This window comes from Actinosynnema sp. NPDC059335 (assembly GCF_042752395.1).
Taxonomy (GTDB): domain Bacteria; phylum Actinomycetota; class Actinomycetes; order Mycobacteriales; family Pseudonocardiaceae; genus Actinosynnema.
Genome location: NZ_JBHYXZ010000206.1, coordinates 1 through 12,996, shown reverse-complemented (window position 1 = coordinate 12,996; position 12,996 = coordinate 1). Strand labels below are relative to the sequence as shown.

At 73.9% G+C, this 12,996-nt stretch carries 13 protein-coding genes; 7 read left to right on the top strand and 6 right to left on the bottom strand.

Translation table 11 applies throughout. From position 1 onward, the window contains the following. Positions 1–253: 253 nt before the first annotated feature. A complete protein-coding gene (locus ACFXGA_RS36740) occupies positions 254–700 on the top strand; it encodes a YkvA family protein (protein ID WP_378096596.1) in 447 nt (148 codons plus the stop codon). A 2-nt stretch (positions 701–702) separates the two neighbouring features. Here ACFXGA_RS36740 and ACFXGA_RS36735 read toward each other — a convergent pair whose 3' ends face one another. After that, entirely contained in the window at positions 703–1,404 is a 702-nt protein-coding gene (locus ACFXGA_RS36735; protein WP_378096599.1) for a lysophospholipid acyltransferase family protein, read from the bottom strand. A 133-nt stretch (positions 1,405–1,537) separates the two neighbouring features. Here ACFXGA_RS36735 and ACFXGA_RS36730 point away from each other — a divergent pair, with 133 nt between their 5' ends. Genes ACFXGA_RS36730 through ACFXGA_RS36720 form a run of 3 tightly spaced genes read left to right on the top strand, consistent with a single transcriptional unit; the run spans position 1,538 to position 4,655 of the window. Further along, positions 1,538–2,728, top strand: coding sequence for a PP2C family protein-serine/threonine phosphatase (locus tag ACFXGA_RS36730; RefSeq protein ID WP_378096592.1), 1,191 nt, complete (start codon positions 1,538–1,540; stop codon positions 2,726–2,728). Then, on the top strand, positions 2,728–4,221 hold the full coding sequence (locus tag ACFXGA_RS36725) for an ATP-binding protein (RefSeq protein ID WP_378096589.1): 1,494 nt from the start codon (positions 2,728–2,730) through the stop codon (positions 4,219–4,221). The genes ACFXGA_RS36730 and ACFXGA_RS36725 overlap by 1 nt, the downstream gene beginning before the upstream one ends. Beyond that, a complete protein-coding gene (locus ACFXGA_RS36720; protein WP_378096586.1) occupies positions 4,218–4,655 on the top strand; it encodes a response regulator in 438 nt (145 codons plus the stop codon). The genes ACFXGA_RS36725 and ACFXGA_RS36720 overlap by 4 nt, the downstream gene beginning before the upstream one ends. A gap of 9 nt (positions 4,656–4,664) precedes the next feature. Here the strand turns inward: ACFXGA_RS36720 and ACFXGA_RS36715 are convergent, their stop codons facing one another. Beyond that, positions 4,665–5,666 (bottom strand): MBL fold metallo-hydrolase, encoded by a 1,002-nt coding sequence (locus ACFXGA_RS36715; RefSeq protein WP_378096584.1) that lies wholly within the window; start codon positions 5,664–5,666, stop codon positions 4,665–4,667. Between the two features lie 9 nt (positions 5,667–5,675). Further along, positions 5,676–5,954, bottom strand: a complete 279-nt coding sequence (locus tag ACFXGA_RS36710) for a GNAT family N-acetyltransferase (protein ID WP_378096581.1) — start codon at positions 5,952–5,954, stop codon at positions 5,676–5,678. 69 nt (positions 5,955–6,023) lie between these two features. Between ACFXGA_RS36710 and ACFXGA_RS36705 the strand changes: the two genes are divergently transcribed. Together ACFXGA_RS36705 and ACFXGA_RS36700 are read left to right on the top strand one after the other, a co-directional pair. Beyond that, positions 6,024–7,046 (top strand): LLM class flavin-dependent oxidoreductase, encoded by a 1,023-nt coding sequence (locus ACFXGA_RS36705; protein WP_378096579.1) that lies wholly within the window; start codon positions 6,024–6,026, stop codon positions 7,044–7,046. A 129-nt stretch (positions 7,047–7,175) separates the two neighbouring features. Further along, on the top strand, positions 7,176–7,307 hold the full coding sequence (locus ACFXGA_RS36700; RefSeq protein WP_378096576.1) for a hypothetical protein: 132 nt from the start codon (positions 7,176–7,178) through the stop codon (positions 7,305–7,307). Positions 7,308–7,323: 16 nt separating this feature from the next. Here ACFXGA_RS36700 and ACFXGA_RS36695 read toward each other — a convergent pair whose 3' ends face one another. The 3 genes from ACFXGA_RS36695 to ACFXGA_RS36685 all read right to left on the bottom strand — a co-directional run bounded on the left by ACFXGA_RS36695 (position 7,324) and on the right by ACFXGA_RS36685 (position 11,208). Next, entirely contained in the window at positions 7,324–7,641 is a 318-nt protein-coding gene (locus ACFXGA_RS36695; RefSeq protein WP_378096573.1) for a lycopene cyclase domain-containing protein, read from the bottom strand. Further along, positions 7,623–7,967: a lycopene cyclase domain-containing protein gene (locus ACFXGA_RS36690; RefSeq protein ID WP_378096570.1), complete on the bottom strand. Its 345-nt coding sequence runs from the start codon at positions 7,965–7,967 to the stop codon at positions 7,623–7,625. The genes ACFXGA_RS36695 and ACFXGA_RS36690 overlap by 19 nt, the downstream gene beginning before the upstream one ends. Positions 7,968–8,097: 130 nt before the next feature. Beyond that, positions 8,098–11,208, bottom strand: a complete 3,111-nt coding sequence (locus ACFXGA_RS36685) for a BTAD domain-containing putative transcriptional regulator (RefSeq protein ID WP_378096568.1) — start codon at positions 11,206–11,208, stop codon at positions 8,098–8,100. Positions 11,209–11,363: 155 nt separating this feature from the next. Between ACFXGA_RS36685 and ACFXGA_RS36680 the strand changes: the two genes are divergently transcribed. Beyond that, on the top strand, positions 11,364–12,914 hold the full coding sequence (locus ACFXGA_RS36680; RefSeq protein ID WP_378096565.1) for an MFS transporter: 1,551 nt from the start codon (positions 11,364–11,366) through the stop codon (positions 12,912–12,914). The last annotated feature ends 82 nt before the right edge of the window (positions 12,915–12,996 follow it).

Genomic DNA, 12,996 nt, shown 5'->3' with positions numbered 1-12,996 from the left:
GGCCTCCACCCGCCGCGGCCCCCGGCCCGCGTGTCCAACCCCCAGAACGCGCGTGTCCTACGTTCGGAACGCGCGTGTCCTACGTTCGGAACGCGTGAGTCCAACGCTCAGGTCCCGTGAGTCCAACGCCCGGGACCCCCGAATTCAACGCCCGGGACGCCGCCAGTCCACAGTGGACGCCGCCTGAGCGGCGACCGGACGGCCGCCCACCGCTCCACCCGCGGGAACGCCCCGCCGCCACTACCATGGAGGCGTGATCTTCCTCAGCGTGGTGCTGACCCTCGTCGGGCTGAGCACGCTGCTGTGGCGCGACGACGACCTGATCGGCCTGCCGCCGGCCGTCGCCGGCTCCGGCCTGGTCGTGCTCGGCGTGGCCGCCGGCGTGCTCTGGGCGGTGCGCCGACGCCGCCGGTGGGAGCGCAAGGGCGAACCGCGCCCCGTCGGCAACGTCGTCGACCGCGCCAAGGCGCTGCCCCGGCTCCTGCGCGAGCGCAAGGCGTACGGCCTGCCCACCAGCACGCTCGCCACCTGGGCGTTCGCCGTGGTCTACCTGGTCTCGCCGATCGACCTGCTGCCCGAACTGCTGCCGGTGATCGGCGTCACCGACGACGCCGGCGTGGCGGTCTGGCTGCTGACCAGCGTGTCCACCGTCGCGGGCCAGTACCTGCGGTGGGAGCGCGAACGCGCGAAGACCCGCTGACCTCACCGGCCGCCGGGGTGGGGCAGCTCGCGCACCTCCGTCAGCAACGTCGTCACCGCGCCCATGATCCGCGCCGTCGCCTCGTCCAGCACGGCCTTGGTCGGCTCCAGCCCGTACAGGTCGGACAGGTCCACCTCGCGCCCCGCCACCACCGACACCTTCCGCCACGGCCGGGGCAGGAAGCTGCCCGGCGGCAGCAGCTCACGGGTGCCCCACTGGGCCACCGGCACGACGGGCGTGCGGGTCGTCAACGCCAACCGGGCGACCCCGTTCTTGCCGCGCATGGGCCAGCCGTCCGGGTCGTTGGTGAACGTGCCCTCCGGGTAGACGATCACGCACTCCCCCGCGTCCAGCGACGTCCGCGCGCCGTCCAGCGCCCGCCCGGCGCGCACGCTGCCGCGGTCGACCGGGATGTGCCGACCGGACGACATCACCCATCCGATGACCGGGGCCCGCCACAGGCTCGCCTTGGCCAGGTAGCGGGGCACCCGGCCGGACGCCAGGGCGAACGCGGTCAGCGTCACCGGGTCGGCGAACGACAGGTGGTTGGACGCGAGCAGCACGGCCCCCTCGCGCGGGATGTTGGTCCGGCCGGCCATCCGCATCCGGACGAACAGCACCACCAGCGGCCACAGCAGGTCGATCGCCACGGAGTACCAGAACCCGCGACCGCGCCGGGGCAGGCGGGTGGTCAACGCCACCATCTGGGAGAACGTCACGGCAGGATCTTCGGTCATGGCGACGGGGGCCGTCACCGCGGCCCACCCCACGCCACCGCGGCGACCCACCGGACCACCGTCGCCCCGGTCTGATCCAGTTCGACTAATCTCCTCCCCCGTGGCAGGGCTTCCCGCACCGCGGACCGCGGCCGATCGGATCAACGTGCTCCTCGTCGAAGACGACGAGGGCGACGCCGTGCTGGTCGAAGCCCTCCTGGACGAGGTCGAGGCGGACGTCGAGCTGCACCGCGCGCGGACCCTGCGGGAGGCCGAGGGCCTGCTGGCCAAGGCCGACTGCGTGCTGCTGGACCTGGGCCTGCCCGACACGACCGGCCTGGACGGGCTGACCCGGCTGCTCGCCCACCCGGCCCCGGTGGCGATCATCGTGCTCACCGGCCTGAACGACGAGCACCAGGGCACCAGGGCGGTGGCCGCGGGCGCGGAGGACTACCTGGTCAAGGGCCAGGTGGACGGCGTGGGCCTGGCCCGCAGCATCCGCTACGCGGTCGGCCGCAAGCAGGCCGAGGAGACCCAGCGGCAACTGCGCGACGAGCAGCTGCTGGCGGCGGAGAAGACCCGCCTGGAACGCGGCCTGCTGCCGTCGCCGATCATGCGCGGCGACGACATCGGCTGGCAGGTCCGCTACCGGCCGGGCGGCAGCCGGATGCTGCTGGGCGGTGACTTCTACGACGCCGTCCGCACCGCCGACGGCACGTTGCAGGTGCTGATCGGCGACGTGTGCGGGCACGGGCCGGACGAGGCCGCGATCGGCGTGTTCCTGCGCATCGCGTGGCGGGCGCTGGTGCTGGCCGACCAGGAGCCGTCACGGGTGCTGCGCACGCTGCACGAGATCCTGGAGCACGAGCGCCACCAGCCCGGCCTGTTCACCACGGCGTGCATGGTGACGATCTCGCCGGACCGCCGGTGGGCGCGGGTCTACCTGGCCGGGCACCCGGAGCCGATGCTGCTGGTCGGCGACCGCGTGGTGGAGCTGCCGCGCGACCGGGCCGGGCTGCCGCTGGGCGTGCTGCCGGACAGCACGTGGAGCGGCCTGGACGTGCCGCTGCCGCCGGGCTGGGCGATGCTGCTCTACACCGACGGCCTGGTCGAGGGCCGCGTGCACGGCGACACCGAACGGCTCGGCTCGGAGCGGCTGATCGACCTGATCGGCGAGATCACCCGGGAGCGGCCGGACTGGACGCGCACGCCGGCGACGCTGCTGGACGGCCTGATCAGCAGGGTGAAGGAACTCAACGGCGGGGAACTGGACGACGACATGGCCGTGCTGCTGATCTCGGAACGCGACTGATGGACATCCGCACGCGCTGGCCGGCGAGCCGGCTGCTGATCGCCGCCGTGGTGGTGCTGATGGTGGTGTGCGCGGCCGCCATCGGCAGCCTCGTGGTCGCGCTGAGGGGCATGACCGCCGCCCGCGTCGAACTGCTCGACCGGATCGACCCGGCCCGGCGGCACGTGCTCCAGATCGAGACCGCGCTGGCCAACCAGGAGACCGGTGTGCGCGGGTACGTGCTCACCGCCAACCAGAACTTCCTGACCCCCTACACCGAGGGCCGGCAGGCCGAGCACGACGCGGTGGAGACGACCCGGTCGCTGCTGTCCGCGGCGCGGCGGGCCGACCTGGTCGCCGACCTCGACGCGGTCCAGCGGCTCGCGGACGACTGGCGGCAGAGCTACGCCGAGCCGCTGGTCGACCTGGTGTACGTGTCGGGAAACCCGCAGACCACGCTCGCCGACGCCGAGCGCGGCAAGGCGCTGTTCGACCGGGCCCGCACGGGGCTGGCGGCGTTGCAGACCAAGGTCGACCAGGCGTCGGTCGCCGCGAGAGCGGACCTGGACGAGGTGGCCAGGCAGTCGTTGTGGCTGGTCATCGGCCTGGGACTGCTGCTGGTGCTGATCATCTCCGGGGTGGCGGTGATGCTGTACCGGATCGTGATCGCGCCGCTGACCGGGCTGGCCGACGACGTGCGGCAGGTGTCGTCGGGGGACTTCGAGCACAAGGTCGAGGCCGGCGGGCCGCGGGAGACGGTGATGCTCGGCCAGGACGTCGAGGCCATGCGGACCCGCATCCTCGCCGACGTGGAGGAGCTGCGGCGGTCCAACGGCGAGCTGGAGCAGTTCGCGTACGTGGCCTCGCACGACCTGCAGGAGCCGCTGCGGAAGGTGGCGAGCTTCTGCCAGCTGCTGGAACGGCGCTACTCCGGCCAGCTCGACGACCGCGGCGAGCAGTACCTCCGGTTCGCGGTGGACGGCGCGAAGCGGATGCAGGTGCTGATCAACGACCTGCTGGCGTTCTCGCGGGTGGGCAGGCTCACCCGCGAGCAGACGCTGGTCGACTGCGACGAGCTGGTCGCGCAGGTGCTGGACAACCACTCCGAGGTCATCGAGCGGACGAAGGCCACGGTCGAGGTCGCGGACCTGCCGACGGTGCGCGGCGAGGAGTCGCTGCTCGGCGGCGTGTTCGGCAACCTGATCAGCAACGCGCTGAAGTTCCACGGCGAGGAGCCGCCGCACGTGCGCGTCGACGTGGAGCGCACGGGCGCGTTCTGGACCTTCACGGTCAGCGACAACGGCATCGGGATCGACCCCGAGTACGCTGAGCGCATCTTCGTGATCTTCCAGCGCCTGCACCACAAGGACGACTACCCCGGCACCGGGATCGGCCTCGCCATGTGCCGGAAGATCATCGAGTACCACGGTGGCACGATCTGGTTGGACACCGAGAGCGCCACGGGCACCACCTTCAGGTTCACGCTGCCGGCAGTAGAGGACGACGAGCAATGAGCAACCCGCTGAACGTGATCGACGTCCTGCTGGTCGAGGACGACCCGGGCGACGCGTTGATGACGCAGGAGGCGTTCGAGCACCACAAGATCCGCAACCAGCTCCACGTGGTGCGCGACGGCGTCGAGGCGCTGGAGTTCCTGCGCCGCCAGGGCCAGTACGCGGACGCGCCGCGGCCGGGGCTGATCCTGCTGGACCTGAACCTGCCGAAGATGGACGGCCGCGAGGTGCTGGCCGAGATCAAGGCGGACGAGACGCTGCGCCCCATCCCCGTGGTGGTGCTCACCACGTCGGAGGCGGAGGAGGACATCCTGCGCAGCTACAACCTGCACGCCAACGCCTACGTCACCAAGCCGGTGGACTTCGACCGGTTCATCGAGGTCGTGCGGCAGATCGACGACTTCTTCGTGACCGTGGTGAAGCTGCCCCGCTAGGCGCGTGCCTCAGGCGACCGAGTAGCGCACCACGCCGCCGTCCTCGTCGGTGACGAGCAGGCCCCGGTGGACGAGCACGTCGAGGTGCGCGGCCGTCTCGCCGGTGGCGAGCACCTGGTTGAACAGGTCCAGCTCGTCGAACCGGCGGGCGCGCCGCGTCCAGCCGAGCGCGCGGGCCGTCTCGAAGGCGGTGCCGGTGCCGGCCCGGACGGCGTCCAGCGTGGCCGCCAGGCGGTCCTCGTGGTGGGCGAGCAGCTCGTCCACCCGGGCGTGGCTCGACTCGGTGACGGGCCCGTGGGCGGGCAGCAGGCGCAGGTCCGGGTGGTCGCGGACCAGGCGCAGCGAGTCGAGGTAGTCGCCGAGCGGCAGGGCCGGGCGGGCCGGTTCGAAGCCGAGCGACGGGGTGATGTGCGGCAGCACGTGGTCGCCGGCGAACAGCAGCGACGAGTCGAGGTCCAGGAACACCACGTGACCGCGGGTGTGGCCGGGGGTCGGCAGGACCCGCAGCACCCGCTTCTCCAGGGCCAGGTCGCCCGCGTGGAGCCACTCGTCGGGCTCCTCGTAGTCGCGCAGCTCGGCCTCGCCGACCGCCGCGACCACCGCGCGCCACCGCTCGGCCAGGTGCCGCGCGCCCCACGTGACCAGGCCGTGGAGCTGGCCGTCACGGCTGCGGGCGGTGATCCTGGCCAGCGACGGCTGCTCGCCCGCGCCCAGCGCGACCTTCGTGCCGAACCGGCGGCGCAGCGCCACGGCCATCGTGTAGTGGTCGCGGTGGACGTGGGTGACCAGGAAGCGGTGGACGTCCTCGAAGCCGTGCCCGAGCGCGCCCAGCGCCGCCTCCAACGCGGTCTCGCCCGCGTCGAGGGCCCAGCCCGAGTCGATCAGGACGACGCCGTCGCCGTCGTCGACCGCGTACACGTTGACGGTGTGCAGCCCGTCGTTGGGCAGCGGCAGCGGGATCCGGTGCACGCCGGGCGCGACCTCGAAGACTCCGGGTTGGGTCCACTCCATCCCCGGATACTACTTGTCGGTAACCTCGGCGAGTTCGGGGTGCTTCTCCAGGTAGCCGCGCACGAACGGGCACTGCGGCACCACGGCGAGGCCGCGGGCGCGGACGTCCTCCAGCGCGTGCCGGACGAGGGTGCTGCCCAGCCCTTTGCCCTCGATGGCCACCTCGGTGTGGGTGAACGTCACCACGCCGTCCGCCGAGGTGTACTCGGCGAAGCCGCCCAGCTCGCCGTCCAGGCGGACCTCGTAGCGGGACTGGTCGGGGTTGTCGGTCACGGACACTGCGGTCACGGGCACGCTCCTGACGTCGGACCTGGGGCTTGACGCTGCCACCGTAGTCGCACGGGGCAAGATTGTCGGATGGACGTGTATCTGCTGATCCTGGGCGATCACCTGCCCAACCCGCGCACCGGTCGGGCGGTGACCGAGTGCGACCGGTTGCGGGCGATCGTCGAGCAGGCCGTCGTGGCCGAGGAGGCGGGGTTCGCCGGGGTGGCGATCGGCGAGCACCACTTCACCCGGTACATCGTGTCCGCGCCGGAGCTGCTGCTGGCCACGATCGCGGAGCGCACGTCGAGGTTGCGGCTGTCCACCGGCGTGACGCTGCTGGCGCACCACGACCCGGTGCGGGTGGCGGAGAACCTGGCCACGCTGGACGTGCTGTCGCGCGGGCGGGCGGAGCTGATCGTGGCACGGGGCGTGTCGCAGCGCACCGACGTGGCGTTCGGCGTGCAGGACGACCTGCGGGCGCGGTTCGACGAGAACCTGCGGCTGCTGCTGCGGCTGCTGGAGGAGCGGCACGTCACGTGGGAGGGCAGGTACCGCAGCCCGCTGGTGGACGTGACGACCCGGCCGCGGCCCGTGCAGCAGCCGAGGCCGTCGGTGTGGATCGGCAGCGCGTCGGCGGTGTCGGCGGACCTGGCGGTGGAGCTGGGGCTGCCGTTGATGCTGCCCAGCACGTTGCGCGACCCCAGCACGCACCGGTCGGTGGTGCGGCGTTACCGGGAGGCGATGGGCGGGGGCGGGCGGGTGGCGTTGCCGAGCCACGTGTTCGTGGCGCCGACGGCGGCCGAGGCGCGGGCCACGTGGCGACCGCACCTGACCGCGTACGCCGAGTTCGCCGACCCGTGGCGGGGTGACGGCGCGGTGGACGTCGACGCGTTGATGGAGGGCGCGGCGGTGTGCGGCGACCCGGCGGAGGTGACCGAGCGGCTGAACCGGCTGACCGAGCTGCTGTGCCTGGACGCGCAGCTCGTGATGGTCGACATCGGCGGGCTGCCGCACCAGGCCGTGCTGGACACGATCCGGCTGTTCGGCGACCAGGTCCTGCCGAACCTCTCCCCCGCCCCGCGTGACGCGATGGACCCGACGACCGCGTCCTGAGCGTTGAATTCAGGGGTCCTGGACGTAGGACTCACGCGTTCTGGAGGTAGGACACGCGCGTGCTGAACGTAGGACACGCGGGAGTGGGGGCGGGGGAAGGTGGGTAGTCGGGTGGGGAAGGAGGTCGCCATGGTCCAGCCCCAGCCGCCCGAGCCGCGGCCCGTGCCGGTGCCCGAGCCCGTGCCCCAGCCCCCGGCGGAGCCCAGTCCGGGCACCGAGCCGCCCGTGCCGCCCACGCCGGAGCCGCCCACGCCGACGTGAGCCGACCCGCGGGCGGTCAGGTCGGGCGGTCGGCGCGGCGGTGGCGTTCCCAGAGCAGCAGGGTCGTGGTGAGCAGGGAGAAGCCGAACAGGTAGTCCTCGACCGGGATGTCCCAGGGGACGCGCAGGCCGCTGATGGCGGCCGGGGCGTAGAGGACGATCGGGTCGCTCAGCTTGGTCAGCCACCCGTCGACCGGCACCTGGAAGGCGAACAGGACGGCCATGGTGAGCCAGTAGGCCCGGCGGCGGAACAGGCCGGTGCGCAGCACGAGCAGTTCGGCGACGACCGTCAGCGCCACCGACGCCACGGCCGCGATCAGGTACTCCGGACCCACCGCGCGTCCTCCGGTCGTGGCGCCGGGACGACCCGCACCGCCTCGTAGGTCAGCAGCGCGCACAGCGGGATCACCAGGAAGAACAGCAGCTCCTCCACCGGCATCCCGCCCGGCAGCACCAGCCCCAGGGTGAACTTCGCGCTGAACGTCCAGTGGCCGCGCGCGATGGCCACGAGGTCCCACGCGCCGAACACCGCGACCACGGGCAGCAGCGTCCGGGCCACCGCGTCGAGCCGCCGGTACACGCCCGCGCCCAGGCGCTCCAGCGGCGCGGTCAGCAGCAGGCAGGCGACGAGCACCGCCAGGTAGTGCCACCGATCATCCATGCGATTCACCGTAGGGCGGGCCGTGGAGGGCCGCATGACGGCGAACGCGCGGCGTCAAGGGCCGGCGGGGGTGAAGCTGTGGGCGGCGGGCCGGGACAGCGTGCGCGGCGGCGGCGGTGGGGCGGGACGGTCAGGCGGCGGTGGGGTCGAATTCCGACGCGCCGTGCAGGCGGCCCCGTTCGAAGGACGCGGTGAACGCGTCGTCGCCCAGGGCGGCGCGGATGGCGGTGGTGATCCGGTCCACGTCGCCGCGCTCGCCGGCCGGCAGCGGCGCGCCGGCCCGTTCCCGCAGGGCGGCGGCCGCGCCGAGCAGCCGGGCCGCCTGCTCGTGGTCGCCGCACAGGGCGTGCGACCCGGAGAGCCCTTCGAACGCCAGCGCCACCGCGCGCGGGTCGCCCGCCTTGCGCGCCGTCGCCAGCCCTTCGCGGTGCAGGGCGCAGGCGGCCTCGGCGTCGCCGCGCAGCTCGGCGATGAACCCCAGCTCGGCGATGATGAGCGCGACCGCGATGTGGGACTCCAGCCGCTGGTCGTGCACCAGCCACTTGCGCAGCAGCGCCTCGGCCTCGTCGAACCGCCCCTGCCGCCGCGCGCCCAGCGCCAGGCCCAGCTCGGCGAACTCCTCGCCGATCGTGTAGCCCTGCGCGACGGCCTGCGCGCGGGCGCACTCGTGCAGCTCGTCGGCCTGCTCGTGGTCGCCGGTGAGCAGCGCGATCCGGCCGAGGGAGGACAGCTTGTCCGACACCTCGGTGCTCAGGCCCAGCTCCTCGGCGATCCGCAGGCCGTCGCGGTGCAGTTCGGCGGCGCGCTCGTAGTCGCCGACGACCTCGGCGTGCGTGCCCAGGCCGAACGTCACGTGCAGCTGCCCCCACCGGTCGCCCACCTCGGTGAACAGGGCCATGCCGACCTCGCCGTGCCGGGCCATCGCGTCCAGGTCGCTGCGCGCCAGCGCGTAGCGGGTGAGCGTGCCGTGGGCGGCGGCCTCGCCCCACCGGTCGCCGTGGTCCTCGAACACGGCCAGCGCCCCGGCGACGAGGTCGTGGCCGATGCTCAGCTCGCCGATGCCCAGGCCGATGAACCCGAGGAACCACTCGGCCCGCGCCCGCCGGACCGCGGCGGCCGGGTCGGTGGGCCGGGTCGCGGGCGGCGGCGCGACCCGCGAGGCGACGCCCATGAGCAGGTTGAACGCGGTCTGCCACACCCGGACCGTGCCCGCGACGTCCGCCGGGCCGCCGCCGGCCAGCGCCGCGGTCAGCGCCCGCCGCCCCTCGCCGAGCCGGCCGCGCAGCACCCAGTACCAGGCCAGCGACTCGACCAGCGGCAACGCCTCGCCGTGGTGGACGGCGTGGTCGATCGCGGCCCGCAGGTTGGCGGCCTCGGCGTCGAGCAGGCGCAGCCACCGCCGCTGCCCCGGTCCGCGCAGGTGCGGGTCGGCGGTCGCGGCCAGCCGCGCGTAGTGCTCCCGGTGCCGCAGCCCGATCACGGCGACCTCGCCCGCCTCGCGCAGCTTCGCCGAGGAGTACTCGGCGACCGACTCCAGCAGCCGGTACCGGGGCGGGTCGGTGGGGGTGACGGTGACCAGCGAGCGGTCGACGAGCCGGGCCAGCACGTCCGGCACGTCGAGGTCGTCGCCGCCGGCCACGTCCTCGGCCGCGCTCAACGTCCACCCGTCCACGTGCACGGACAGCCGGCGCAGCACGGTCCGCTCGGCGTCGGTGAGCAGCTCCCAGCTCCAGTCGAGCACCGCCCGCAGGGTCCGCTGCCGGGCGGGCGCGCCGCTGTGCCCGGCGGTGAGCACGCGGAACCGGTCGTCCAGCCGGGCCAGGACCTCGTGCACGCCCCACGCGCGGACCCGGGTCGCGGCGAGTTCCAGGGCCAGCGGGATGCCGTCGAGCCGGCGGCAGAGGGCCGCGACGGCGTCGGCGTTGTCCGCGTCGAGGGCGAAGCCCGGCGTGCCGGCCGCCGCGCGGGCCACGAACAGCTCGACGGCGCTGGGCTGGGCCAGGGTGGGCACCGCCCACAGCAGCTCGCCGGCGACGCCCAGCGGGCGTTGGCTGGTGGCCAGCACCCGCAGGTCGGGCGCGGCGCGCAGCAGCCCGGCGGCCAGCTCGGCCGCGGCGGGCGCGAGGTGTTCGCAGTTGTCGAGCACGAGCAGCATCCGCTTGGCGCGCAACGCCTCGGCGAGCCGGCCCGCCAGGTCCGTGACCACGCCGTCGCGGATGCCGACGCTCGCCGCGACCAGCGCGGCCACCTCGTCCGGCGACGCGCCCGCGGGTAACGCGGCCAGCTCGACCAGCCACGTGCCGTCCCGGAACCCGCCGACGAGCTGCCGGGCCACGGCCAGCGCCAGCCGGGTCTTGCCCACCCCGCCCGGACCGGTGAGGGTGACGAGCCGGTCCGCCGCGAGCAGCCGCCGCACCTCGTCCACGTCGGCGTCCCGGCCGACCAGGTCGCCGAGCAGGTGCGGCAGGTTCGTGGGCGGCTCCACCGCGCCGGCGAGCGACGGGTCCTGCTCCAGCATCGCCCGGTGCAGCGCGACCAGCCGCGGCCCCGGTTCGACACCCAGCTCCGCGACCAGCCGGGCCCGCAGGTCGCGGTAGCCCGCCAGCGCCTCGCCCTGCCGCCCCGCCTGGTAGAGGGCGCGCAGGTGGGCGGCGCGGAGGCGTTCGCGCAGCGGGTGGCGGGCCACCAGGTCGCCCAGCTCGTCGGCCAGCACGCCCGGCTCGCCGAACTCCAGCCGGGCCTCGGCCCGCTGCTCCCACGCGGTGAGGCGCAGCTCGACCAGCCGGGCCGTGACCTCCCGGGCGAACTCCTCGTCGGCGAAGTCGGCGAGCACCGGGCCGCGCCACAGCGCCAGGGCGTCCTCCAGCACGGCCACCCGGGTCCGCGGGTCGCCGGCCGCGGCGGCCTGCGCCAGCAGCGCCTCGAACCGCCCGGCGTCCACCGCGTCCGGCGGCACGTCGAGCACGTAGCCGGGCGGGCGGGAGACGACGAGCCGCCGCGCGCCGGGCTCGGCCTCGTCCAGCGCGGCGCGGAGCTGGGACACCCGGGTCTGCAACGCGCCGGAGGGGTTCGCGGGCAGCCGGCCGTCCCACAGGCGGTCGATCAGCCGGTCGGCGGGCACCACCCGGCCCGCGTCGACGGCCAGCTGCGCGAGCAGCGACCTGACCTTGAGCTCGGGAACGCGGACGGGGCGGTCGTCGGACGTCCACGCCATGAGCGGCCCCAGCACCCCGAAACGCACGGTCAAACCGTACCCGAAAGCAACCCGAAGTCGATCTGGACCGTTCCTGGAGCGGCTCCCGACACCGTGGGATTCCGAATGGGCGGATCACCGCCAGAGCGGTCACGCCCGAGCGGCTGCCGCCCGCGCGGTTCGAGCAAGGGGAAAGAAACACCATGTCTGTCGAAGTCGGTGACCGGGCCGGGACCAGGGAATGGCTCGGACTCATAGTCCTGCTGCTGCCGACCGCTCTGCTGTTCGTGGCCCAGACCGTGCTGTTCCTGGCGACTCCGCACATCGCCGCCGACCTGCGCCCGAGCAGTGACCAGCTCCTGTGGGTCAACGACGTGTACGGGTTCGCCATGGCCGGGCTCCTGGTGGCCATGGGCACCATCGGCGACCGGGTCGGCCGCCGGAAGATCCTGCTGCTCGGCGCGGTCCTGTTCGGCATCGGCTCGGTGATCGCGGCGTTCGCGCCGAACATCGGGCTGCTGATCGCCGCGCGGGCGTTCATGGGCGTCGGCGCGGCGGCCGTGATGCCGTCGACGTTGTCGCTCGTGCCCAACATGTTCCGCGACCCGCGGCAGCGGGCCACGGCGGTCGGCATGTGGGCCGCCTCGGTGTCGGTCGGCGTCGCGGTCGGCCCGCTGCTCGGCGGTCTGCTGCTGGAGGCGTTCTGGTGGGGCGCGGCGCTGCTGATCGGCGTGCCGGTCATGGCGCTGGTCATCATCCTCGCGCCGCTGCTGGTGCCGGAGTACAAGGCCCCGAACGCGTCCGGGCAGCGGATGCCCGACATGCTCAGCGTGCTGCTGTCCATGCTCGCGCTGGTGCCGTTCGTGTACGGCGTCAAGGACTACGCCAAGTCGGGCCTGACCGTGCCCGCGGTGGTGACGACGATCGTCGGCATCGTCTTCGGCGTCATCTTCGTCCGCCGGCAGCTCAGCCTGGACACGCCGCTGCTGGACATGCGGCTGTTCCGCAACCGCTCGTTCAGCGGCGCGCTGGGCGTGTGGCTGCTGTCGGCCATCGCGCTCGGCGGCATCTACCTGCTGTTCACCCAGTACCTCCAGCAGGTGGCCGGGTTGTCGCCGCTGGCGGCCGGCCTGTGGATCCTGCCCGCGGCGCTGATGCTGGTGGTGGTGTCCACGATCTCGCCGATCGTGGCGCGCAAGGTGCGGCCGGCGTACGTGGTGGCGGTCGGCGCGTTGTTCTCGCTGGCCGGCTACATCGTGCTGACCCAGGTCGAGAGCGTGGCCGGGCTGCCGATGCTGATCACCGGGTTCTACCTGCTGTACCCGGGCATCGCGCCGACGATGGCGCTGACCACCGACCTGGTGATGTCGGCCACGCCGCCGGAGAAGCAGGGCGCGGCGTCGGCGGTCAGCTCGACGTCCATCGACCTGGGCGTCTCGCTCGGCATCGCGGTGATGGGCAGCATCGGCACGGCCGTCTACCACGCCACGATCCCGTCCGGGCTGCCCGCCCAGGCGGCGGACTCGCTGTCGGGCGCGCTGAACGAGGCCGCGGACATGTCCGGCGCCGCGGCGGAGTCGTTGATCGCCACGGCGCGGGAGTCGTTCACCAGCGGCCTCAACGTCGCCGGCATCGTGGCGGCGGTGCTGGTGGCCGGGGCGGGTCTGCTCGCGCTCACCCTGCTGCGGCACGTGCCGCCGGCCAAGGTGCCCGAGGCGCAGCCCGACGACGCGGCGGCCGTGAGCGCCGCCTGACCCACCCGACTCGTGGCGGGGGCGCGGGCCCCCCCCGCCCCCGCCCCGGGCGGTTGATGCGCGGGGCGGCCCCCGCCCCGGG

Bases quoted from the DNA above. Each gene is read 5' to 3' on its own strand.
- ACFXGA_RS36725 (WP_378096589.1), top strand. From the start codon at position 2,728: ATGGACATCCGCACGCGCTGGCCGGCGAGCCGGCTGCTGATCGCCGCC.
- ACFXGA_RS36720 (WP_378096586.1), top strand. From the start codon at position 4,218: ATGAGCAACCCGCTGAACGTGATCGACGTCCTGCTGGTCGAGGACGAC.
- ACFXGA_RS36735 (WP_378096599.1), bottom strand. From the start codon at position 1,404: ATGGTGGCGTTGACCACCCGCCTGCCCCGGCGCGGTCGCGGGTTCTGG.
- ACFXGA_RS36680 (WP_378096565.1), top strand. From the start codon at position 11,364: ATGTCTGTCGAAGTCGGTGACCGGGCCGGGACCAGGGAATGGCTCGGA.
- ACFXGA_RS36715 (WP_378096584.1), bottom strand. From the start codon at position 5,666: ATGGAGTGGACCCAACCCGGAGTCTTCGAGGTCGCGCCCGGCGTGCAC.
- ACFXGA_RS36690 (WP_378096570.1), bottom strand. From the start codon at position 7,967: ATGGATGATCGGTGGCACTACCTGGCGGTGCTCGTCGCCTGCCTGCTG.
- ACFXGA_RS36705 (WP_378096579.1), top strand. From the start codon at position 6,024: ATGGACGTGTATCTGCTGATCCTGGGCGATCACCTGCCCAACCCGCGC.
- ACFXGA_RS36700 (WP_378096576.1), top strand. From the start codon at position 7,176: ATGGTCCAGCCCCAGCCGCCCGAGCCGCGGCCCGTGCCGGTGCCCGAG.